The 26,145-nt window shown below is 30.1% G+C and carries 16 protein-coding genes and 1 tRNA gene; 12 read left to right on the top strand and 5 right to left on the bottom strand.

Annotated elements, in window-relative coordinates:
• The first annotated feature begins 33 nt into the window (after positions 1-33).
• The 4 genes from truA to EAH69_RS11195 all read left to right on the top strand — a co-directional run bounded on the left by truA (position 34) and on the right by EAH69_RS11195 (position 4,105).
• On the top strand, positions 34-789 hold the full coding sequence (gene truA / locus EAH69_RS11210; RefSeq protein WP_121935298.1) for a tRNA pseudouridine(38-40) synthase TruA: 756 nt from the start codon (positions 34-36) through the stop codon (positions 787-789).
• A complete protein-coding gene (locus EAH69_RS11205) occupies positions 776-2,542 on the top strand; it encodes an ABC transporter ATP-binding protein (RefSeq protein WP_230466796.1) in 1,767 nt (588 codons plus the stop codon). Before truA ends, EAH69_RS11205 begins: the two co-directional genes overlap by 14 nt.
• Before the next feature lie 65 nt (positions 2,543-2,607).
• Complete coding sequence (locus tag EAH69_RS11200; protein WP_121935296.1) at positions 2,608-3,012, top strand: hypothetical protein; 405 nt, start codon at positions 2,608-2,610, stop codon at positions 3,010-3,012.
• Positions 3,013-3,154: 142 nt separating this feature from the next.
• The gene (locus EAH69_RS11195; protein ID WP_121935295.1) at positions 3,155-4,105 is read left to right on the top strand and encodes a LysR substrate-binding domain-containing protein; all 951 of its coding nucleotides are present in this window, start codon (positions 3,155-3,157) and stop codon (positions 4,103-4,105) included.
• Between the two features lie 51 nt (positions 4,106-4,156).
• Here EAH69_RS11195 and EAH69_RS11190 read toward each other — a convergent pair whose 3' ends face one another.
• Complete coding sequence (locus EAH69_RS11190; protein ID WP_121935294.1) at positions 4,157-4,621, bottom strand: hypothetical protein; 465 nt, start codon at positions 4,619-4,621, stop codon at positions 4,157-4,159.
• Positions 4,622-4,700: 79 nt separating this feature from the next.
• Positions 4,701-5,039: a cysteine-rich CWC family protein gene (locus EAH69_RS11185; RefSeq protein ID WP_121935293.1), complete on the bottom strand. Its 339-nt coding sequence runs from the start codon at positions 5,037-5,039 to the stop codon at positions 4,701-4,703.
• 104 nt (positions 5,040-5,143) lie between these two features.
• On the opposite strand from EAH69_RS11185, the gene EAH69_RS11180 reads away from it, so the two are divergent.
• A complete protein-coding gene (locus EAH69_RS11180; protein ID WP_121935292.1) occupies positions 5,144-5,614 on the top strand; it encodes a nucleoside deaminase in 471 nt (156 codons plus the stop codon).
• Between the two features lie 499 nt (positions 5,615-6,113).
• Here the strand turns inward: EAH69_RS11180 and EAH69_RS11170 are convergent, their stop codons facing one another.
• The 3 genes from EAH69_RS11170 to EAH69_RS11160 form a co-directional block, all read right to left on the bottom strand.
• Positions 6,114-6,476: an acyl--CoA ligase gene (locus EAH69_RS11170; protein ID WP_147439139.1), complete on the bottom strand. Its 363-nt coding sequence runs from the start codon at positions 6,474-6,476 to the stop codon at positions 6,114-6,116.
• 12 nt (positions 6,477-6,488) lie between these two features.
• The gene (locus EAH69_RS14135; RefSeq protein WP_394338580.1) at positions 6,489-7,646 is read right to left on the bottom strand and encodes an RHS repeat-associated core domain-containing protein; all 1,158 of its coding nucleotides are present in this window, start codon (positions 7,644-7,646) and stop codon (positions 6,489-6,491) included.
• A gap of 143 nt (positions 7,647-7,789) precedes the next feature.
• Positions 7,790-7,874 (bottom strand) — tRNA-Ser (locus EAH69_RS11160).
• A gap of 217 nt (positions 7,875-8,091) precedes the next feature.
• On the opposite strand from EAH69_RS11160, the gene EAH69_RS14095 reads away from it, so the two are divergent.
• The 7 genes from EAH69_RS14095 to EAH69_RS11125 form a co-directional block, all read left to right on the top strand.
• The gene (locus EAH69_RS14095; protein WP_121935290.1) at positions 8,092-10,878 is read left to right on the top strand and encodes a T9SS type B sorting domain-containing protein; all 2,787 of its coding nucleotides are present in this window, start codon (positions 8,092-8,094) and stop codon (positions 10,876-10,878) included.
• A gap of 210 nt (positions 10,879-11,088) precedes the next feature.
• Entirely contained in the window at positions 11,089-12,534 is a 1,446-nt protein-coding gene (locus EAH69_RS11150; RefSeq protein ID WP_121935289.1) for a glyceraldehyde-3-phosphate dehydrogenase, read from the top strand.
• A gap of 141 nt (positions 12,535-12,675) precedes the next feature.
• A complete protein-coding gene (locus EAH69_RS11145; protein WP_121935288.1) occupies positions 12,676-15,930 on the top strand; it encodes a hypothetical protein in 3,255 nt (1,084 codons plus the stop codon).
• A 229-nt stretch (positions 15,931-16,159) separates the two neighbouring features.
• A complete protein-coding gene (locus EAH69_RS11140) occupies positions 16,160-19,687 on the top strand; it encodes a putative Ig domain-containing protein (RefSeq protein WP_121935287.1) in 3,528 nt (1,175 codons plus the stop codon).
• 285 nt (positions 19,688-19,972) lie between these two features.
• Entirely contained in the window at positions 19,973-23,686 is a 3,714-nt protein-coding gene (locus EAH69_RS11135) for a T9SS type A sorting domain-containing protein (RefSeq protein ID WP_147439138.1), read from the top strand.
• Positions 23,687-23,946: 260 nt separating this feature from the next.
• A complete protein-coding gene (locus EAH69_RS11130; RefSeq protein ID WP_230466795.1) occupies positions 23,947-24,288 on the top strand; it encodes a T9SS type A sorting domain-containing protein in 342 nt (113 codons plus the stop codon).
• A 576-nt stretch (positions 24,289-24,864) separates the two neighbouring features.
• A partial coding sequence (locus EAH69_RS11125) for a hypothetical protein (protein WP_147439137.1) occupies positions 24,865-26,145 on the top strand: 1,281 nt, incomplete at its 3' end.

Below are 26,145 nucleotides of genomic sequence, written 5' to 3'. Positions count from 1 at the left end.
AGGTTGTATTTTTGCTATTCAAATTTACAACAATTGCGTTACTTTTTAGAATTAGCATATAACGGAAAAAACTATTTTGGTTGGCAAGTTCAGCCCAATCAAATTTCTGTTCAAGAAGCTATCGAAACACGTTTATCAAAAATATTAGGTCAAAAAATTTCAATAGTAGGAGCGGGTCGAACAGATACAGGTGTACATGCAAAGAAAATGTATGCTCATTTTGATTTTGATGGCGAATTGAAAAAAGATTTAGTTAGGCATCTAAATTCATTTTTGCCAAAAGACATAGCTATTTATAAGATTCATGAGATGGACCCAGAAGCTCATGCTCGTTTTGATGCGACTTCACGTTCATATAATTATTTTATTTCTCCACAAAAAAATCCATTCACTTTCGAAGGAGCATGGGTTTTTAATCGCGAATTAGATTTAGATAAAATGAATGATGCGGCACAATTGTTAATTAAGAAGGGAGATTTCGGAAGTTTTGCTAAATTGCATACAGATGTTAAAACGAATATATGTGATGTAAGGGAAGCTTTTTGGCGTGTAAATGAAGAAGGACAATTTGTTTTTCAGATAACTGCCGATCGTTTTTTACGTAATATGGTTCGTGCAATTGTTGGTACTTTAGTTGAGGTCGGAATTGGGAAAATTACAAAAGAAGATTTAGTCCAAATCATCGAAGATCAAAACCGAGGATCAGCAGGAGCATCTGCACCAGCACAAGGTCTATATCTTGTAGATGTGCAATATCCAAAAGAATTATTTAGAAATGAGTTCAAATAAAACGGGACAATCGTTTGATTTTACAGGTTTAAAACGTGTTATTGCATTAGGGCTTTCGCAAAGTAAAGGTCTGTTTTTAACTGTAATTTTTATTGCAGTTTTCAGTGCATGTTTTTCTGTTTATCGTCCATATTTAACAGGAGATGTAATTGATAATTACATTTTAAATAAAGATTTACTAGGTTTAAAATCTGAGATAATTAAGTTGATAATTATTTTGGTTTTTGAAGGTATTCTTGCATTTTTTACGGTTTATTTAGCTAATGTCGTTGCACAACGTGTTATACGCGAACTTCGTGTACGATTATATAATCATTTAATCAAATTCAAATTAGGTTACTTTGATAAAACTCCAAATGGAGTTTTAGTTACGCGTTCTGTATCTGATGTTGAGACGATTGCGGAGGTTTTTAATGATGGGATTTTAGTACTTTTAGGAGATGCATTAAAAATTATTTTTATTGTTGCGATGATGTATTACATGAACTGGGTTTTGGCCACGATTGTAATTGTAATTCTGCCGTTAATGATGATTATTACGCGTTATTTTCAGAAAGCTTTAAAAGATGTTTATCAGGACGAAAGAACGTTAGTAGCGAAGTTGAATACTTTTGTTCAAGAGCGATTAACAGGAATGAATATTATTCAGGTTTTTAATCGTCAGCAAGCAGAATATGATAAGTTTGTTTCAATTAATAATGATTTAAAAAAGAATTATTTAAAAACAGTTTTATATTTTTCCCTTCTTTTTCCGGTAGTTGATATCGTTTCGGCTTTAGCAACAGGAAGTTTAATTTGGTTTGGAGGATTAAGAACAGCTGTAGCTGGAGATGTTACTGTGGGTAATTTAATTGCTTTTACACAGTTTATTACGATGCTAACTACGCCAATGCGCGCAATTGCAGAACGATTTAATTCGATTCAGCGTGGATTGGTAGGAGCAGATCGTGTATTTAATATTTTGGATGCAGATGAAACTTTACCAGATAACGGAACTAAGAAATTAGAAAAAGTAAAAGGTCAGATTGATTTTGAAAATGTAGTTTTTTCATATGTTCCAAATAATCCTGTTTTAAAAGGAATTAATTTTTCGACAAAACCAGGAGAAACAATTGCAATTGTTGGTTCTACCGGAGCAGGAAAATCTACGATTATTAATCTTTTAAGTCGATTTTATGATATTGATTCTGGTTTAATAAAAATTGATGGAGTTGATATCTATGAAATGGATTTGGTGAGTCTTCGTAAACACGTTGCCGTTGTTTTACAAGATGTTTTCTTATTTAATACGACTATTTTTGATAACATCGTTTTAGGAAATAAAGAGATTACTTTAGATCAAGTAAAGGCTGCAGCGAAAGTCATCGGAATTCATGATTTTATTGAATCTTTACCAAAAGGCTATTATGCTGAAGTATCGGAGCGTGGAAGTACACTATCAGTAGGTCAACGTCAGTTAATTTCATTTTTACGTGCATATATTTACAATCCAGAAATTTTAGTATTAGATGAAGCAACTTCTTCAATTGATTCAAATTCTGAAGAAATGATTCAACGTGCGACAGAAAAATTAACGGAAGGTAGGACATCAATTATTATTGCGCACCGATTAGCAACTATTCAGAATGCAGATCAAATCATTGTAATGGATAATGGAATGATTGTTGAAAAAGGTACACATGAGAGTTTATTGGCTGCTAAAGGTTACTATTCTAATCTATACGAAGTTCAATTTTCTAAAATTAACAATTAGCTTTTGTTAATTGTCTGATTTATAATAAATAAAACCCTTATATTTAATAAATAAACACACCAACAATGAAGAAAATATTATTAACAGCTACTGTATTAGGAGTAGTATCATTAACATCTTGTAAATCTGAAAAAGAGAAAGTAGTAGATAACGTAAATCAAACACAAACAGCTATTGAAGAAACAGCTAATGATGCAGTTGTTGCTGCACAAGAGACTTCAGCTGCTGTAGCAAGTGCTTTACCAACTTTTACAAGTCCAGAAGCTGCTGCATACGCACAAAAATTTTCTGATTATGTAGGAGATTTAAAAGCTGTAGCTGCAAAAGGAGATCAAGCAAAATTAACTGAATTAACAGCTAAAGCAGTTGATTTCCAGAAAGAATTACAAGGTATTACTCAGAAATTATCAGCAGAAGATGCTAAAAAATTACAAGATTTTGTAACTGAGTTACAAAAAACTGTACAATAAGACTTAAGGAAATAAGTTATTGGCTCGGAATTATTTCCGAGCTTTTTTTATTATAAATATTTATGATATAATTATAAGTTATTCATATAATAAGTTTTATCTTTATCACAAAACTTTATAAGGGGTAATTTTATTCATTATTATGACATTAGTACAATTACAATATGTATTGGCGGTTGCTGAACACAAGAATTTTACAGTCGCAGCTGACAAATCATTTGTTACTCAACCAACGTTAAGTATGCAAATTCAGAAGTTGGAAAAAGAGTTAAACATCGAAATTTTTGATCGTACATCGCACCCTATCAAAATAACGCAAATAGGAGAGAAAATAGTTTCTCAGGCTAAAATCATTCTGATGGAAGCTAATCGTATGAAGCATTTAGTAAACGAAGAGAAAGGTTTACTAGAAGGTGACTTTGTTATTGGAGTAATTCCTACGATTTTACCATCTTTAGTGCCTTTATTCTATAAGACATTTCAAAAAAATAATCCAAAATCCAATTTGATCATTAAAGAATTGCAAACGGATAAGATTATTAAAGGAATTAAGGATGGATCATTAGATTTTGGAATTGTTGTATCACCTCTTTATGAGGATCAGATCGTTGAAAAACCATTATACTATGAACCATTGGTTGCTTATGTGCCACCAATTCATCGTTTACATGATCAGGAAAAGATTTTAGAAACGGATTTAGACTCGGCTGATTTATTAATTTTACAAGAAGGTCACTGTTTCCGTAATAATGTTTTGGCATTATGTGATTCAAGTAAAATGAAATTACGCCCAATTAAATTAGAGAGTGGTAGTTTTGAAGCTTTAATCAAACTATCTAATGATGGGTATGGAATGACATTGTTACCATCTTTAGTGGCTGAGGATTTGCCAGAGAATTTAAAGAAAAACGTGAAAAGTTTTGAATCTCCAGTTCCGACTAGAGAAGTTTCTTTAGTTTTCCACCAATCTCAATTAAGAGATTCTTTCGAAAAAGAATTAATTAATACTATACAAAGTATTTTAAGAGGGAAAATCTTCTTAGAGAAAGATGCAAAATTAGATTCGAACCTTATTTCTTTACCAAAGAAATAATTTGATATAAAAAAACCGCTTCAAATTTGAAGCGGTTTTTTTATTTATTTTTTAGTTGAAAACGTATTTAAATCCTAAAGAGAAACGTCCTGCTTCAAAATTAGATTCATTTGTTAAATTCCACCAAGGTTTCCAGTCAAAATGCATTGCTAATGGAGCAGATGGAATTTTGTACTCTAAACCAACTTGTGGACGAATAGCAAAGTATGTTTTATCATCATATCCGTGATCTACGAAAGATAACTGAGGTCCAACTCCTACGTACCATCCTAATCCGTTTGTTCCTGAGAAGTTTTGATTGTATGTGTAATCAGCACCTAAAACAGTAATATTATCTGCAAACATTACTTGTACGTTACCTGCGTTTTTACCATCAAAAGAGTGCTTGTATTGAGGACCTACTAAAGTTTCCCCATCACCTAAATCAACAACTACACCTAATGCGTTGTTGTAATTTTGAGCATTTAATTGTCCTACACCTAAAGCTAAGATAGAAGCGAATAATAATTTTTTCATTTTAGATTATTTTTTATTGCTACTCACAATAACTATGCTAAAATTTAAATAAAAGTTAATTTTAAAAGATTCTAAATAATTATTTACCAAATCCGTAAGCGCAATGTCTGCAATTATTCTTGCAACAACTTCCTTTTAGGTAATGATAGTAATTTGTAAAAACCCAGTAATTTCCTTCAATATAGTAATGTATACCTTCTATATATTTTGATGGATGATTAGGAAAAGGATATTGTTTTTCTAAATTAGAATAATTATTTATTTCTTCTAAGCAATTAGTGCATAAACAATCGTAGTTAGTTTTAGAGAGGTAATTTTTTGATTCTTTTGTTAGCTCTATATTCTTACACGAGCAATTTTCAATTTTATTATCTGAACAGTCAAAATTTTCACTGCATCGTTGACATTTTTTTTTCATTTGTAATTTTTATTCAAATAAAGATTAAAATATAATTTCTTAAAAATACTTAAAATACTTTTGTATTTTTAGTTTATTGAAAAATAATAAATTAACACTTTAGTATGAATACAAATGAATTTTTCATGAAAAAAGCTATAGCTTGTTCATGTGATAATATTAAAAATGATGGCGGACCTTTTGGAGCTGTAATCGTAAAAGATGGAGTAATAATAGCTGAAGGATCTAATAGGGTTACGGCAAATAACGATCCAACAGCGCATGCTGAAGTAGTAGCTATTAGGAATGCTGCAAAGTATTTGAATAATTTTAATTTATCAGGTTGTGAAATCTATACTTCCTGTGAACCATGCCCGATGTGTTTAAGTGCGATTTATTGGGCAAGAATAGATAAGATATATTATGCAAACACCAAGATAGATGCAAAGAATATTGGTTTTGACGACTCTTTTATTTACGATGAGATTGCTTTACCTATACCTGAACGAAAGATACCAATAATTCAAATGATGCGAAATGAAGCAATACAAGCATTTAATTTATGGGAAGATAAAGCAGATAAAACGGAATATTAATTTTATTCCATAAAAAAAGCCTCGAAGTAAACTTCAAGGCCTTTAGCGGAGAGTGAGGCTCCGTAACTATATTTTGAAAGTACCATTAATAGCTGAATGAAAACCTTCGGTTTTAAAAGGTCGCTATTTGGTCGCTTATTTCTAAAAATTTATGTAAAATGAACTTCTTGATTGAGTTACAAAGGTACAAATTCTAATGTTTTTATTGTGATTTACTTAGCCAAAATTTGGTAAGGTAATCGTTAAAAATTATGATGTAGAATATTATTTCCTAGTAAAGACATCTAACCATTCTACCACAGCAAAATTGACAAAATATAATCCGTTGGGATTATGAAATTTATAATTTCTGCTCATTAGTCTTAGGTATTTAGTTGAAGATATTAAAAAATAATAGTTTTTATAAAATAACAAACCCCACAAATATTACTTTGTAGGATTGTTTTATTATTACTTGCCACACGATACAATCGTGCGGGAGCGGAGTTTTGTTTAATTATTATCTTTTTAAAATTTCAATAAATTCTCCTTTTTTATTTGATTTATCTTTTACTTTTAAAATAAGGTTCTTTTTCTTAATTAAAAAGAAATTATCTCCTTTCTTTTTATAAACAGTGTCTCCTATTTCTATTGAATCACTAATACTAGAAAACCATCTTCCATCCTCAAACGTATCTATTTTATTTGTTTCTGGATTTTTTCCTATAATTGAAAAAAAAGGAGGCTGGAATCTATCATCTTTATAATTTTTATTAGAAATAATATTTACGGAATATTCTAATTCTTTTTCTTTAATATGTTTATAATCAATTTTACAAGAATATAAAAATAATATAATACTAAAAATAATTAATCTATACATCATTATCTAAATTTAATATGTTATACCTGTTACTAAAGAGATAATTCGTGTTTCTGAAACTGAAACTCCTGCACCAACTCCTGAAAATTTTCCAACTCCTAAAGTTATTGTATTACTCATAGTTCCTCTGCTATCTAATTCTTTTCGCTCGTCTAAGCTTCGCCCATGACTATATCCAATAGGTCCACCATCTATAAAGGCATTAACAGAAGTACCAGCTATATTCTTTAACATATTTTTTTGATCATTACCTTCTAGTCTATCGTGATATCCAATATTCACCCCATGAAATCCTATTCCAGGTGTTGTTCCGTATCCCCTTGAAATTGAAGAAGAAGAATATAATCCTATATCTCCAGGAGCAAAAATAATTCCTCCTTCAAATGAATAGCTAACATTATACTTGGTTAGAGTAACTCCTGTTCCTAAACTCAAAGCATCAGGATTGTATGGTGAAAATCTAGAATCATAATTACCACTCATGTAAGCTCTGCGGGCAAACCCTGTCATTGAGGTATCATTATCTATATTTGATATTACAGTTCCTGCCCCTGTTTTAAATTCACTACTCATAGATGAACCTTGATTATCTATAACTGAACCATCAGCATTTAAGGAATAGTTATAATTACCATCAGCTTCACCATTTGTTGTACTAAATATATTTCCCGATTCCATATATTCAGAAAATCCTAAACTTTCAAAATTATCTTTAGTTATATGTTTACTGTATTCCCAATATGACGTACCATTTTTATCTATTCTATTACCCCAACCTTCAGCCTGCATCCCATCAGGGTCTATGAAGAAAACGGGATTATTAAAAGCGTAGTTGTAAGGCGAGTGGCGTCTCATTTTCTCCGCCAGCGGGTCAATGTTGAACCAACGTCCAATTGCAGGATCGTAGTTTCTTGCGCCGTAGTCGTAAAGATTTATGTTGAACTCCTCTTGTAGTTCTTTACCATTGTATTTGTAATTGTACGTTGCAGAACCTGTAATAGGAGTATTTTCAATTAAACCAAAATCACCACCAATAGCAGCTTTAGCAACAATTGATGTACGCGCACCATTTATTGGATCTGTTGGTGTAATAATTACTTGTTGTAAAGGTTGATATCCTGTGTGTTTTAAACCGAAAGGAGATATTATATTTAAACTTAAAATCCTCAATCATTAAATTTTACGATAAGATAAATATAAATATTTAAAATTAATTTCGGTAAGGGTTTATTACAAATTTGTAATAGGGATGATTGATGAAGTAATTTTATTCCATAAAAAAAGCCTCGAAGGATAAACTTCAAGGCTTTTAGCGGAGAGTGAGGGATTCGAACCCCCGGAGGTATGACCCTCAACAGTTTTCAAGACTGCCGCATTCGACCACTCTGCCAACTCTCCAGTTGTAAACGCTGGTCTATTGCGTTATTGCGAGTGCAAATATAGAACGCTTTTTTGTTTTTGCAAATGTTTTTGATGAAAAATATTATATTATTTTAAATAAAATATTTAATCAATTGTAGAACAGTAATATAATAGATAAAGTTTTTCTTTAGATATATAGACTAAAAACGAATGATTCATATAAATTTGTAAATAATTAACATTTATATCATTTATGACTTTTAAAAAATACTATTTTCTTCTTGTAGTATTATTATGTTCTGGACTTCAGGCACAGTTAGAAACTGTGAATTGGTATTTTGGTCAATACATGGGCTTACGTTTTGAAGGGAATCAAGCAATACCTGTTGAAGGAGGTCAATTATATACAGGCGAAGGATGTGCTTCAATTTCAGATAAGCAAGGAAATTTACAGTTTTATACAGATGGAACTACAGTATATAATCGCAATCATCAAGTGATGTTATACGGTACCAATCTTAAAGGTAATTCTTCAAGTACCCAATCTGCAATTGTAGTTCCTTATCCAGAAAATGAGAAGAAATACTTCATCTTTACGGTTGGTGCAGATGACCGTGCAACACCGGAATACACAACAAATGAAGGATTGAATTATTATATTGTAGATATGCAATTAGATGGTGGTTTAGGAGCTGTAATTCATCCTGCAAATAATAATCTATTACCCTTAGTATCTGAAAAAATAGCTGCAGTAAGGCATCGTAATCTGAAAGATTTTTGGGTTGTTACTCATTTTGGTGATAAATTTTATAGCTATTTAGTTACACGTAATGGTGTTTCTCTCAGTCCGGTTTTATCTAAGATAGGACCTGATATTGATATTCGTTCATACCCTGTAAATGCACGTGGGTATTTAAAGATTTCACCAAATGGTAAGACGTTAGGAATTGCACATTTATCTAACTTAAATTATGATAAAATTCCGTTTGGAAATATGACAGTAACTGATGATTATTATCCGACGAATGGTCCTTATGCGAATTCGTTTCCAGGTTATTTAGGTTTATATCGATTTGATAATTTAACAGGAATAGTTTCTGATGAAACCATATTAGATAATACTGGCTCTCCATATGGAATAGAATTTTCTAGTAATAATGAGAATTTTTATGCCAATATAGATTATCACACAATTAGTTCGAATAATGTTGGAGAATGGCATCATGGCGAATTAATGGTATTTAAAAATTTATTAAATGATCAAAGTTATTTGGGCGGAGCAGATCCGATTAAGGCAACAAAAAGAATTTTAAGAAATTATACAGATTTAGATACATCGAGTAATTTATTTTCAGCTCGTGGTGCACTACAATTGGCAATTAATAAAAGGATATATTTAAGCAGGGAATACAAAAATCATTTATCGCACATTAAAGACGCTGATAATTATGGTTATCCTCAGTTCGAAGAAGTAGGCGTATTGTTTCCTTTTTATTCATACAATGTTAATACACGCTATGGTCTACCTCCCTTTATCAATTCTGGAGCATACCATATAGAATCTGTACCATTAGGAGGTTTATCAGCAATTTGTTTAGGAAACGGAGTTCAATTTTCTTTCTTTCAGGAAGAAGATATGACCATTACATCATATAAATGGGACTTTGGAGACGGAGAAACATCTACAGAAGAAGCTCCAATTCATTATTACACAAGTGCTGGAGCTTTTAATGTGCAATTAACCGTTAATACAGTTGAATTTGGATCGTTAGATGTGCATCATATTACAATTGTATATGGTAATCCTGTAGCTTCTCCGGCTGAATTGATTGCGTGCGATTCAGATAATGATGGTAAAATTATATTTGATTTGAATCAAGCTAAAAGTCAAATTTCGGATGAGAATTATTCATTTTCCTTTTACAAAACTGAACAGGATGCGATTGATCAAGTGAATGAATTACCAGCTTTTTATGAATCTACTACAAATAATGAGGTGATTTGGGTTCGTGTTTCGTCAGTAGCTTTATGTACAACCTTTACAACAATTACGTTGAAACATTCTACTAATTCATTATACCAATTACAGCCAGAATATATTTGTGTTGATGAAAGTCCTACTTTAGTTTATCTTACAAATTATAATGTCAAGATAGAAGAATTATTAAATAATTCGTCTATTATAAATATTGATTATTTCGCTTCTGTAGCTGATTTAGATTTAAATCGAAATTCTATTTCAACACTTTCTGTTTTTGATCGTGAAGTAAAAATTTACGCGAGAGTAAAAGTGTTTGGATCTGTTTGTGATGATGTAATCGAATTAACTTTTAAACCTTCAACTATTCCAAATATTGTAATTCCAGATGTAATTAAATGTGCTAACGAATCAATTCTAATTACTGCTCCAACAGGATATACTTATCAGTGGCATGGATTAAATGGTATTGACATAGAACAACCATTGGATGAAAAAGAAATTAAAGTAATCAATCCGGGTACTTATACTTTGGTATTAACAAATGAGTATGGTTGTCAAAAATCAGTATTGTTTACAGTCTCAGATTATCCCCCAATTGAAATAGTCGATATAAAAGTCTTAGATAATAATCAGATAGTTGTAACAGCAAATGGAAATGGTATACAGTATAGTTTAGATGGTTTAAACTGGCAATACGAAAACGTTTTCGTAAATCTTCAGCCAGGAGTTTATACTGTATTTATTAAAAGTGATAAAGGCTGTGTGATAACGCAAAAAAATATAGTTATCTTTTTGTGGGTTAACTTTTTATCACCAAATTCAGATTCGTATAATGACGTATGGAAACTTGATGGTTTAGAGTTATTTACTGATGTTGAAGTACAGATATATAACCGTTATGGTAAAATACTAGTTGATAAAACAATGAATAATGAGAATGTTGTTTGGGATGGAACATATAACAAAAAACTCCAATTGTCAGATAGTTATTGGTATATAATTAAGATTCCTGGTTATACTAATTTTACGGGTAGTGTATTGCTTAAATATAAAAATTAACAGTCTGAAAACGAATGGTTTGGTTGGTTGATTTGAGTGTTTAATTTATTGTTAGTGATTAAATTATTTAATTTAATCACTTAATTGTTATATACTTTTTTTACTCATTAATATGATTATTATTAGATATCAAAAAAATATGTCACGAAATCGTTATAATTGATTATTTTTGTGTGCAAATAAATAATAACACAATAAAACAAATCTGTAATGAGTAATACTTCTTATGAGCAACAACTTGCTTTACAAACAGAGAAGAATAAAAAGGTTGTAGAATTCATCAAAATCGTATCTGATTTATGGTATGATCAAGCGATTGAATTAGTTATTTTCCGTAACACAATCGTAGATCGTAATGTTAGTGACATTATTAACTTACATCAATATGCTGAAGAATTTGTAGGAAAAGCAATTTCAATTGATGATACATTAGCAATTGCAAAAGCAATTGCAACTACTCAATTACCAGCTTCACGTTTAGATATCGGAAAATTAGCTGCTGAATATGTAGCTGAAAAAGATGCTTTTGATACAGTTGAAGCATTTGTAACTGCAAAATTAGGTGAAAGCCAAAATTATAAAGCAATCGCTCCTAAAGATGTTGTATTATACGGATTTGGACGTATTGGTCGTTTATTAGCAAGAGAATTAGCTACACAAGCAGGTAAAGGAGGGCAGTTAAGATTAAGAGCTGTTGTTACTCGTGATAAAATGGATGCTGTTTTATTAGAAAAACGTGCTTCCTTATTACGTTTAGATTCAGTTCATGGTGATTTCAATGGAACTGTTGAAACTGATATTGAAAACAATGCATTAATCGTAAACGGAGTTCCTGTTACTATGATTTCTGCGGCTCAACCAGAAGATATTGATTATACAGCATACGGAATTAACGATGCGTTAATCATTGATAATACAGGTGTATTTAAAGACGAAGCGGCATTATCTCGCCACTTAGTTGCAAAAGGTGCATCTCAAGTTTTATTAACAGCTCCAGGTAAAGGTGTTCCAAATATCGTTTATGGAGTTAACCACGATGAGTATAATCCAGAAGAAGTTAAGATTTTCTCTGCAGCATCTTGTACTACAAATGCAATTACTCCAATCTTAAAAGTTGTTGAAGATAATTTAGGTGTTGTTAAAGGACACTTAGAAACTATCCACGCGTATACAAATGACCAAAATTTAGTAGATAACATGCACAAAAAATACCGTCGTGGTCGTGCAGCTGCTTTAAATATGGTTATTACAGAAACTGGAGCAGGAAGTGCAGTAGCAAAAGCGTTACCAGTTTTAGCTGGAAAATTAACGTCTAACGCAATTCGTGTACCAGTTCCTAACGGATCTTTAGTAGTTTTAAACTTAGAAGTTGGTAAAGATACTTCGGTTGAAGGTTTAAACGAGATTATGAAAAATGCAGCTTTAGAAGGAAATTTAGTTGAACAAATTAAATATTCTTTAAACAACGAATTAGTATCATCTGATATCGTTGGAACTTCTGCACCATCTATTTTTGATAGTAACGCGACAATTGTTTCTGCTGATGGTAAAAACGTGGTAATGTACGTATGGTACGATAACGAGTACGGATATAGCCACCAAGTTATGCGTTTAGCGAAATACATTGCTCAAGTAAGAAGATATACATACTATTAATAGTATTTTTTCCCTTTATTTAATAGAATCCGTTGGTTATGCCAGCGGATTTTTTTTATGAAAAATTATTTGAAGATAAATGTTTAAAAAGATTTTATTTATGTATAATTCATTAATTTATAGTCGATTAAGTTGTGTGGTATGAATTGTAATTTTACTTTCCAAATTTTTAGTTTCATAGTTTTTGTTTTTCTTGGAATAGAAATTAATGGACAGAATTATGAAAGTAATTTTGGTCAGTCATCAAATCAATCTGGTTATACAGAAAATGTAAGTTTTATTTTAAATAATAAGCCTTGGAAATCAAGTGCTAGATATCATCAGGGAAATGATTTTAGATTAGGAAGTAATACTCGAGTATATGTTTCGGATATATTTTTTCCGACAACCAGAGAAGGTTCTTCACTTGAAATGGAATGGGATATAGCTTATCCTAAAACTATTTCTATCAAAACAGCAACTAATTATGGAAAACCGAATGAATTGCATTTGTTTGAATCATTAAATCAAGGGCAAACATGGGATTTAGTTACTACTAAAATATATGAAGAAAATTTAAGATGGTATCATATGAATGTAGAACCTAAGCCAATGGCTAGGTATGCATTTGTTGTTACAGGGACAGATTCACCAAGAATTAGATTAACTGATGTTTTGATAGAGTCTGAAGCTCCTACACAAGAAATTCCACAATACTTAGGCAGTTCAGTTTTAAATCTTAAGTATAATAAACCGATTAATTTCGAATTACATTATACCAATTATCCATCAACAATTGATGTACAAGGGTTAGCAATTGATGGTGTTTTTTATAATCAAGATCATCAAACAATAACTGGTATTCCTTTGCAATTGGGGTTAAATACAGTTGTTTTGCAGGCCGAAAATCAATATGGTACATCCGCGTCTTCATTATTAACAATTCAAGTAGAAAAAGGAGATCAGACCGTAACTAATCTTCAGAATTTAAATCTAAAATTCAATACACAAACTTATCTATTACCAAGTCATACAAATCAAGAAGCTATTATATCTTATCAATCTTCAAATTTAAATGTAATAACTGTAAATGGTAATGAACTTACAATGCAGGGAGTTGGAGATGCGATTTTAACTTTTTCAGCTGATGAAACACAAAATTATTCAGCTTTACAAGGTCAGGTTACGATTCGAGTTGAAAAAGGAGTACAAACTTTAGAAACTCAATTAATAGATGTTTTTGGAAGTATAAATCAAGTAAGTAATGTACCTAACTTAATAACAGAACAAGGAATAGAAATTACATATCAATCTTCTAATAATGATATAGTAGAAATAATAGATAATCAATTGGTGTTTAAGTCTCCTGGAACTGCTACAATAGATGTGTCAGCAAACGGTACTGACAATTATAATAGTTTTAATCAGCAATTTAGAGCAGATGCACTTGCTGAAAACGTTTGTTATTTCGAGAATTTCTCATCTAATCAAATACCAAATAATTGGGTTTTTATAGGAGTAAATATTACAAGCGGAAGTTTAAATTTTAATACGCATAATGGTAGTGTTGTCTTACCTGTTCCGCCGAATTCGTTGCATTTACAATTTGATTTATTACGATCTAGTACAGCATCTTCAAGAGTTTTAAATGTTTATACTTCTGAAGATGGAAATAGCTTTGAGATATTACGTCAATTTACAGTTTTTGATACAGATCAATTTCAAGAAGTATTTTTGCATTTGCCTGTCAATACAAATTTTATCAAATTAGAAAAAGTATCAAATACAACTGCTTATTGGCGTGTAGATCATCTTAAAATTAACTGCGAAGAAGATAATCTTGTAACCATTATAGAGCATGGATATTGGTCTAATGGTTTACCTGCAATAACAAAACCAGTTGTTTTAAGAGATGCTTATGTGATTGGTGAATTTTATCCTGAAAATGTTTTTGCAAAAGATATAACAATAGAAAATGGAGGAAGTCTTTTACTGAAATCAAATTCGAATTTAACGGTTGAAAATAGTATTATTTCTTCTCAGGATCCTCTTGATTTTATTGTAGAGCCAAGAGCAAATTTAATACAGTTAGCTGATGTACAAAATGAAGGTTTGGTTACCATACAAGAGCTAAGTCAGCCAATGATGCGAAATGATATGACGCAATGGGCTTCGCCAGTAACAGGGCAATATATTCGTCAGTTTTCTCCAGGAACATTGTACAATCGTTTTTGGGTGTATAATGAAACAACTTCTTTATATAAAACAATTTTTACTACAAATGACAGTGATGATGTTGTGTTTAATCCTGCAAAAGGTGTAGCGATACGTTTAAAACATGGTGTAGCTGAGGATTACAACGAATCTACATTAGCAGAGTTTAAAGGTGTACTAAATAACGGAACTTATTTGGTTGATGTTACTAAAGAATATGAAGGTTATAACTTGATAGGAAATCCATATCCTTCTGCTATTAATTTGTATGGAGAGCATTCTGTTTTTGCAAACCCTAATATATCTACTGTCTATATTTGGACGCCTTATTTTAAAATTAATTCGAGCAGTTTTGGAAATAATTATATCACAATTAACAGAGTTGGTAGTACATCTCCTAATGCAGATAGTGATGATGTAACCCAAATAGCAAAAGGGCAAGGTTTTTTTGTGAAGTTGATTGAAAGTACTTCAGTACCGTTTGAATTTAATAACTTAATGCGAAGTATAGAACCTACAAGTTTACATTTTAATACAAATACTTTACACGATAGATTTTGGATAAGTTTAGGTAAAAATAACGAATTAGTAAATCGTATTTTGATTGGTTATATTGATGGAGGTACAAATTTAGTAGACGAACAATATGATGCAAAATCGATTGAAGCTGGCGATAATTATTTGTATTCGTTAATCAATCAAGATAAATATTCTATTCAAGGAAGGCAGTATCCTTTTGATCGTATGGATCAAATAAATTTAGGTTTAAAGGTTAACCAAGCAAATGAATATGTAATTAGATTAGAAAAAGTTGAAGGTATTTTTGATGCAACACAACAAGTTTGGTTAAAAGATACAATTACAGGTAAAAACCATAATTTATCTCTTAAAGATTATGTTTTTTGGAGTGAAGATGGTCAGTTTGATAATCGTTTTGTTATAGGTTACAAAGAAGCCTTAGCTACTGATGAAAAGAATATTGATGATGAAGTTTTAATTTATAACATGAAAAATAAATTATGTTATAAATCTTTAACTGATAATAATATACAACAGATTAAACTTTTTTCTATTAACGGCGCCCTTGTTTATAAAGAATTTACAAAAGAGCAAGAGAAATGTTTTTCAGCAGAAAAAGGATCATATATTATTCAGTTAAAAACCGTAAATAATTTACATACCGCTCCAGTGTTGGTTTATTAGTATGGTATAATCGTTTATTTTTTTAATATAATGGCATTAGCTAGTTTGATACTTCTTTATTTATGGAGAGCATTTATTGTGTTTTTATAGTTTATTGTGTTAATTTTTTTATGATTTAATTATATAATATTTATACTTTTGTAACAAAATGTAAAACAATATGTTGGTTGCTATTTGTGTAACTTTATTATTGTGTTGCCAATTAACCTAATTTAATTATAATAATTCGATGAAAAAAAATCTACTTTTTAGCCTCTGGCTAACTATACTTACTTTGTTTTCTACCCATTTGTATGGGCAAGACACTTTTATATTAGTAAATGATGTTAATAATTTATCTGTAGATGATGAAATAATCATAGTAGCTAAGGAAAATAGTACAAGTGATAATTATCATGCTTTAAGTACAGATCAAAATAATAATAATAGAGGTTCTATAAGTTTGGGAAATTTTTCTTCACTACCAACATCTTTACAATTTGTAAATAATTTGGAAGTAATAACACTTGGAAGAGGATTTGATAATGAGAAATTTTCTTTAAAAGTAAATTCCAATGGAGGGGTAAAATATTTGTATGGTGTTGATAATAAAAACTATCTACGTTCAAATGAAGAACTAACAGAAGATGGTACTTTTACTATAGTTATTAATTCCACTACAAAAATAGCTGAAATTAAACTTGAAAAAGTTAATAATAGGTTATTGAAATTTAACAATGGTAATAGTCCTAAGATATTTTCAATGTATACAACAGGTCAACAGTCTGTTTACATATATAAAAAGGAAAGTGGTTTTCCTATATTAAAATTAACACCATCAACACTTGTAGATTTTAGCAGTTACAAAGGGTATGCTTCATTACCTCAATCGGTTGCGGTTAATGGTTCTAATTTAGATGGTACAAATGTTTTACTAACAGTTTCATCAGATTATGAGATAAGTGGTAAAGGAGAAAATGCGTATACCCAGCAGTATACTTTATTTTCAGCAAACGGGAAAATTACAAATCAAGAATTTGATATACGATTAAAAGCTTCATCAGTAGAAGGTGTAAAAAGCGGGACTTTAACACTTTCGGGAGGTGGTGTAGAAAATGATGTAGTTGTAAATTTATCAGGATTGGTAAAACCTTTACCTGCTGTACCAGTTGTAATGAATACTGCAACATTAAATGGAACATACCAAGTGCCTTTTGAAGAAGTAATAGATGCTGAAGGAGAAATTGTTACTTATGCAGTGTCTAATTTACCATCATGGTTAACTTTTAATTCACAAACTTTTGTAGTAAGTGGTACACCTACAGCAGTAGGGACGTTTAATTTTGATGTAACAATTACAGATGTAGTTGGCAGAACAAATACGAAAACATTTACATTAAACGTTGCAAAAGGAATTCAGAATTCTACATTGGCTTCTAATTATGATAATGGGATAGGTAATCCATTAACGCTTCCTACATCTACAGCACAAAACAATGTACTAACATATACAGTTGTAGAAGGGACAAATGGGGCAACGAATCAAAATACATTTACAGGTTCAGATGCAATTATTTATTTAGTTAAAGCAACTGCTCCAGCTAATGAACTTTATGCAGCATACGAAAAGCATTTTACTGTTAACCAAGCATTAAAAGATGCAACAGTTTTAGCTGGATGGCATTTTCCTACAGCATCATCAGTACAACTTGTTACTGATTCTGATTGTGGTAATGGTAAAATCTATTTAAATGGAGAGTATGGTTCTAGTACTTTTACGATTGTAAATGAAGGAGAAAATTTGACTAATGTTGTAACAGGGTCTTATAATGGGTTAACTGGTATAAACGTATGTGGGAATACAATTAGCTCAAAATCTTTATCTATAGTCGGAAGAAATTATAATAATAGTAATATCGTAGTAGAAGTATCTACTTTAGGGTACAAGGATATCATATTAAATTATAATGTACAAAAATCAAATACTGGATACAATACTCATCAATGGGATTATAGTACAGATGGTATAACTTATACACCAGTCGAAACTAAAACTATATCAAGTACTACACAAACTGTAGATTTGTCAGCAATTACAACTGTTAATAACCTATCTAATATTTATTTAAAATTAACAGTTTCTGGTGCAACAGTTAATGATTCTCAAAATAACCGTTTAGATAATATAAAAATTACAGGAAAATCTATCGTAGAACCTATAGATGACAGAAGTATTTGGAATGGTACAACTTGGATAAATGGTGCGCCAACAGAAGTTAAAGATGCGTTAGTGTTATCTAACTTAACAACTGCAGCAGGTACTCATATCAAAGCCAAAAAGATTTTTGTTTACAATAATGCAATTGTACCAAGTAATACAACTATAGAAGTAGAAGATAACATAGAAATTGCAGATAATGCAACATTAACTTTCGAGCCAGAAGCTTATTTCTTACAAAATAATGAAACGGCTGTTAATACAGGAAATGTAGTTTACAAAGTACGTTCGCAAAAAATGATGCGTAACGATATGTCGCATTGGTCGTCTCCGGTAACTGGGCAATACATCCGTGCATTTTCGCCAGGTACTTTATATAATCGTTTCTGGACATATAACGAGAATACATCTTTATATAAAACAATTTTTGCAAGTAACACTGCCGCAGATCAATTATTTGAAGCTGGTAAAGGTGTAGCAATGCGTGTAAAATTTGATATTTCGTCTAACTACAATAAACCAACAATTGGAGAGTTTAAAGGACAATTATTTAACGGAGATTTAACTGTTGCGGTTACTAATAATAAAGATGGTTATAATTTAGTTGGTAATCCTTATCCGTCGCCAATCGGAGTAACAGAGTTTTTTAATGCAAATCCTAATGTAGATAAGTTATTTATTTGGACACCATTTCACAAAATTAATCATCCAGAGTTTGGTAATAACTACATTACAATTACAAGAGCTGGAGCAACAAGTCCGCGTGGTAGTGCAGTTACAATGAACCAGATTGCTGCAGGACAAGGATTCTTTGTGCAAGTTACAAGTGCAGGAACAATTACGTTTAATAACGCAATGAGACAAGGAGCTGCGACAACTTTCCAAAGAAATGAAGAAGAAAATAGATTTTGGTTAGGTTTAAGTAAGAATGATGTACAAACAAACGAAATTTTAGTTGGTTATAGTGAAGGAACTACAGAAGGTGTAGATTTCCAATACGAGGCAGGCGCAGTAGAAACAGGAGCATCAAGATTATATACTATTATTGATAATGCAGCATACTCTATCCAAGCAAGACCTTATCCGTTAAATGTGAATGACAGAGTTAGATTAGGATTAGTAACAAACGAAGCTGGTCAGTTAACAATTGCTTTAAATAATGCGCAAGGTATTTTTAATACATCGCAAGAAATATTTATCGAGGATAAAAAATTAGAAATTATTCATAGTTTATCAACTTCTCCTTATGTATTTACAACTGAAGAATTAAATGTTAACGATCGTTTTGAAATTATTTATTTAGATAAAACATTAAATGTTTCGGAAGTTGCAGCGAATAAACAAGTACAGGTTTATCGTGACGGAGAGTTAACAGTAATAAAATCTACAGATGCAAATATTCAATATATATTGGTATACGATAACAATGGTAGATTAGTTAAAAAAGTAGATAATATAAGAGGTAAAACAACTCAGTTAAATTTAAATAAAGGAGTTTATTACTTAAATGTTATTTTAGATGATAATATAAAAGAGTTTAAAAAAGTATTAAGCAATTAATGTATTTTCCATGTTTATTAAGAAGCGTTTCCAATAGGAAACGCTTTTTTTTTGAATTTTTATTCATTAAAAATCACTGCTTTTTTCTATGGAAAAATAACTATATAATATAGGTAATCAATTGTTTACAAGTGTTTGTAATTGATTTTAACTTATTTATCTATTTGGTAAAGATAATATTAGGTTTTTATCTCCTGTTTTTTTTCAATATTTTCGCGTGTATAAGCTAATTATAATAATCATTAACATTACATGAACTAAGATTATGTAAAAAGAAAAAACAAAATGAATAAAAATCTATTTTTTACCTTATTAACCACCTTACTAACTACTTTTTCGACCACTATTTTTGGACAAACCACTTTTGTACATTGGAATTTTGGTACTAACCAGTCAAATGCCAATTATACTACAAACTACGTGAATCAGAACTCTGTAAGATTATCTGATATTAGTTCAAAAGCTGTAATCAGTAATTTTGTAGTCACGGGAGGCCGAGGATTGCAAGCAGATTCAGACCATAGATCAAGTGGATGGCCAGTTTCTCAAAGTGAGAATAGATACATGGAGTTTTCTATTACTGCAGACAATGAATATACTTTTGAGAATGATGTGTTAAAATTAGATTTATCAACTTTGGTTGATGATTTGACAACATCACCAAGAAATATTCTTGTTAAATATAGATGGGGAACAACTGGTAGTTTTTCGAATGCAGGACAGGCTATTACAGAGATTAGTGATTTAACAACTGGACCTACTTTGGTATCAAGAACAATTGCTAGACCAGGAAATGTAACTACGCAAAAATTAACAATTCGTTTACATGTTTACGGAGGATCTACAGGGATTATACGTGTTAGAGATGTGAAATTAACATCTGCAAGTGATTTAAAGCTAAACGTATTTGATAAACCTGTTGTTAAAAAACAAACGAAAACGGATTTTGCGTATGGTACTTTAATGAGAGATACTTTTCAGGCATCAAATTTCCCAACAAGTTGGAATATATCAGCAGAAGATCAAGCTGTGTTGCAAGGTTATGGTATTTTAATAGATACAAAAACTGGAGCATTATCTGGACAGGTAAGTGAAGTTGGATCTACTACAATTTCTGTATCTGCGACTAATGTCTTAGGACAAGGTTTACCAGAGTTATTTACATTTAATTTTATTAAGGCAAATCAGGTTCTTATTGAAATGCCTAATGAAACAAAATACGGATTTGTATACGATTTATTAGAGTTACCTAATACGACAATTAATGAATCTAATACAAGTTTTGAAGCAAATACAATTTCTTATACATCTTCAAATCCTGATGTAGCAATAGTTTCAGGAGGGCAATTACTTTATTTATCTGAAGGGGTAGCTACAATTTCTTATGTTATTAATGATGAGCTTTCTGATTACTACAATAGCAACTTAGAAAATGGAGAATTTGAAGTTGTTGTTTCAAGAAAAGAACAAAGGTTAGATGATCTAGTAGATTTAGTAAAAGTTTACGGAGATAATCCAATCGAATTGCCATTAACAACTAATGATGGGGTTGTATTATCATACTCAACTTCTGACGCGAGTGTTGCAACAATTGAAGGAAATATTTTAACAATTAATGGAGCAGGAGAAGCTATTATTAATGCTTCAAATGAAGGAGATGTTGAATTTTTACCATTTGAAACTTCAGTAAATTTAGTAGTAAAACAAGCTGATCAAAAAATATTACCAGCTTTAACTGATATATCAGGTTATATCTATGATGAGGTTAATTTACCGAAATTTACAGTAGCAGGAGATGCGATTACTTATTCGAAAATTGACGGAACAGCAATTGATTTAGTAGCTAATAAAATCATTAATAAAGAAGTTGGAAGTGGAACTATAAAAGCAGTAGTGGCAGAAAACAGAAACTACAAAGCTTACGAATCTACTTTTACTGTAACTGTATATAATCCATACGCTGTTGCTGGTGAGTATAAAGGTGAAGGTATTTTTGCTTTAGTTACGAAAGTAACTGATTTAGTTGATGGGTATTATGTAATTACGAATGAAACTTCGGAATATTTAATGTCTATTGGTAGAAATAACAATGAAACAGCAGGGTACTTTTTACCTAAATTATCGAATGTTGACAATAGAAATTTAATTGTAAACCCATTAATAACTAATGTTTGGGAAATTAAATCAAATGGAAATGGTAGAACAATTTCTAATGCAACAACAGGAACAGAATTATTTGTAAGTTGGGCTACTGGTGATGGAGTTACTTTAGCCAATGCATTAACAGATAATACAAAATGGACTTTTAATTTCCAGAATGGGAAATTTACTGTAAATAATATAGCGAATTCTTCAAAACAATTATCTTATGATGCAAGTCTTTCAGGTTTTGCTGCATTTGATAACGGAAATAAGCAAGCTTTAAAATTATTTAAATTAACGAATACAACGATTTGGGATGGACAAACTTGGTCTATCGGTGAGCCTAATTCAACATTAGAAGCAATTTTAATGGGAGATTTGGTTAATGCTTCTTCTTATATTAAAGCTAAAAATATTAAAGTAGGAAAAGATGTAATCGTACCAAGTGGAACTGTTTTAGAAGTTGAGGAAAATATCGAAGTTGCTGATAATTTCAAATTAACATTTGAGCCAGAAGCATATTTCTTACAAAATAATGCAGATGCAATTAATGTAGGTAATGTTGTGTATAAAGTTCGTTCTCAGAATATGATGCGTAATGATATGTCGCATTGGTCTTCTCCAGTGATTGGACAACACATTCGTGCTTTTTCGCCAGGTACTTTATATAATCGTTTTTGGACTTACAACGAAAATACATCACTTTATAGAACGATATTCTCTTCTAACACTGCTACAGATAAATTATTTGAAGCTGGTAAAGGAATTGCAATGCGTGTGAAATTTGATATTCCGGCAGATTATAATGAACCAACAATAGGGGAGTTTAATGGTCAACTTTTTAATGGTGATTTAACTGTCTCAGTAACTAAAAATAAAGATGGTTATAATTTAATAGGTAATCCATACCCGTCTCCAATAGGAATTGCAGAGTTTTTTGAAGAAAATAAAGATGTAGAGAAAATTTTTATTTGGACACCTTATTTTAAAGTAGGTTCTGCAGATTTTGATAATAACTATATTACTATTACTAAAGCTGGAACAATTAGTCCAAGAGAAGGAGCGATTGTAATGAATGAAATTGCTGCAGGTCAAGGATTTTTTGTACAAACAGCAAATCAAGGAATTATCAGTTTTAACAATAGTATGAGAAAAGCAAATCCAACTGCTTTTCAAAGAGTTGCTAACGAAAATAATAGATATTGGATTGGATTATCAAAAGGAAATTCAAAATCAAATCAAATTTTAGTAAGTTATGATTCAGAATCTACTAATGGAGTAGATCATCAATATGATGCTGAGTCGGTAGAGAATGGAGCTACAAGATTATATTCATTAATAGAAGGAAAAAAATATTCAATTCAATCTAGATTATCACATACAGATGTTAATGAAGCGGTAATCTTAGGATATACTACAGATGAAAGTGGTAGATTGACTTTAGATATAGATCAATTAGAAGGAGTTTTTAACAATGGAGAAACAGTTTATTTAAATGATAAGGATTTAAATATTCAACATGATTTAACATCTTCGTCTTATACATTTGATACTACAGCAGGTGAGTTTAATGATCGTTTTGAAATTGTTTATGCTTCAAAATCATTAGCTACTACACCTGAGGTGACAAACTCTAATGAAGTTAAAGTTTATCAAACAGGTAACTTAACATATGTTGTAAGTGATAATGGTTTAATTGATTCTATTGATGTGGTTGATGTTTCAGGACGTTTAATTAAATCAGATAAATCTTTAAATCAAAATAAAGTACAATTGAATTTAACAAGCGGTGTTTATTATTTAAAAATAAAATTAAACACGGATAAAATTATATCTGTAAAAGCTTTAGTGAAATAATTATTAAAATAGAACATAAAAAAAGGACTCCATTGGAGTCCTTTTTTTTATGTTTTAATATAGGAATTTAAATGTATAATTTATGAGATGTTAGTTTGATAATGTAATAAGTGTTTAATTAAATGAATTTGAATTTTTAAAATAATTTGATTTAAGTAAGAAAGGTCTTGTGATTATTATAGTGAAAATTATAATCTTTTTTAAGATCTAATAAATTGTTTGATTATTAAATATATATAAATGATAAAGTTTTAGGTGTTGTGCATAATTTAACTGAGTCTCCTTATATATTTGATTCTGAGATAACGAAGTTTGATGATCGATTTGAAATTGTTTATAATTCGAAATCTTTATCTGTAACACCTGAAGTTACAAATTCTAATGAAGTTAAAGTATATCAATCGGGTGGTTTAACATATATCATAAGTGAGGATAAATTAATTAATGAGATAGAAGTTTTAGATGTTTCTGGGCGTTTTATTAGATCAGAAAAATCAATTAATAAAAATAAAGTGCAGTTAGTTTTACAAAGTGGAGTTTATTTTGTGAAATTAAAATTAAATAATAATGATCCCAAAGCTGTAAAAGTTTTAGTAAAGTAATTTTTTATGTTTAGTAAAATGAAAAAATATTTTTTGAAATAAAATAAGTGGAGCAGATTAAATTGCAATTTATAAAATAATCGGTTTGAAATAATAAATAACATAAAAAATATACAATTTTTTACTTAAATTTTTTTTATTTTTTAAATAAGTATATAATAGTTTATAGTAATTTTTATTTATCTGTATTAGTGTATTGTTTATTGTAGTTTTATTTCTATAGGTATCAATTTTAAAGGCTTCTTTATTCAGATGTTTTTGTCCTAATATGATATTTTTAAATAGTTATAAAAATAAATATAGCAATTAAATATTTGTTATTTGGTTAATAAAAACACATATGCACCTAGTAACCAACTGTTTATGTTTTGTGTGTAAAAAACAATAAAAATATTTTTGTATGTATAAAAACTGTGTATATTTGCAGGCCGAAAAATCAAGTAGATTTTATTAAAAAATGTGATTTAAAAGTTTGCAGTAATTAAGAGTAATTACTCCGATTTATGAGAAATGCATTTGAATTAATTTATTTGATTTTAGATGAAATTAACTAACAAAAAAATGTAATCCTACATTATGAAAAAAGAAATAACAAAAAGGTTTTTAATGACTTTTGTTTTACTATTAACTAATATTGTTTTAAATGCACAAAATTTTTACTCTCCTAATGGAAGGCTTTTGGGGTTTGAAATAAATGCATCTTCTGCTAAATTTGATAAACCTAATGCACATTCAGAGTGGTACCAAAATACACCTCAGAAACGTTTTAAATCGTTTAAAGTGACTAAGGATGTTTCCTCAATTATCTTTACAAGTCATCAAAGTTCAAATATTAGTAATACAGATATCTTAGATTTTTCTATAGTAAAGATAGAAGTTGAGTTTACTGAAAATATTATTGACCGATTTAAATTAGAAGTATCAAGTAATAATAATTTTGTTTTAATAAGTAATATTGTTGAAATTTTACCAAATAAAATTTCATATAAATTACCAGAAGATTCTAATTATAGATTTTTCAGATTAACTTCTGCAGAAAGATCAAGTGTTAAGGTTAAGTCAATTAAGGTATATTACAATATTCCAACATCAACAATTTGGAACGGAACTTCATGGTCTAATGGAATACCTAATTCAGAATTAGATGCTATTATTAGAGGAGGTTATAATTCTGGATTTGCAGATTCAAATGGAAAAGTAGTAGCTAAATCGTATAAAATAGAAAGTGATATCACAATTCCTAAAGGAATAACTATTGAAAGTGTTAATGAGTTTAATAATTCATTAAACAAAAATGTAATTTTTGAAGATAAATCTTATTTTTTACAAACAAATCCACTGGCAGTTAATTTAGGAAATGTTACGTTTAAAGTTAAGAGTCAGAAAATGAAACGTAATGACATGACGCACTGGTCATCACCAGTTACGGGTCAATTTATAAGAGCGTTTTCTCCAGAAACATTATACAATCGTTTTTGGTACTATAATGAAAATACATCAAATTATAAAACAGTTTTTACATCAGCTAATTCATCAGATGTAAAATTTGAGGCAGGAAAAGGGGTTGCAATACGTTTAAAACATGGAGTTGCGGTTGATTTTGAAGAGTCTATTGTCGGAGAGTTTAAAGGAGTTTTGAATAATGGAGAAATAAAAGTAACAGTAAATAAATCTGAAAATAGCAATGGCTACAATTTTATAGGAAATCCATATCCTTCAAATTTAAATGTTACTGAATTTTTTAAACATAACTTAGATGTAAATAAAATCTTCGTATGGACACCATATTTTAAAATAGATGATAAAAATTTCGGTAATAACTATATAACAGTAAATAGAGATGGTGTTGTGTCGCCA

The sequence above is a fragment of the Faecalibacter macacae genome, assembly GCF_003687725.1.
GTDB classification, from domain to species: Bacteria; Bacteroidota; Bacteroidia; order Flavobacteriales; family Weeksellaceae; genus Empedobacter; species Empedobacter macacae.
The sequence above is the reverse complement of the archived record's forward strand: the minus strand, read 5'-3'. Positions and strand labels throughout refer to the sequence as shown.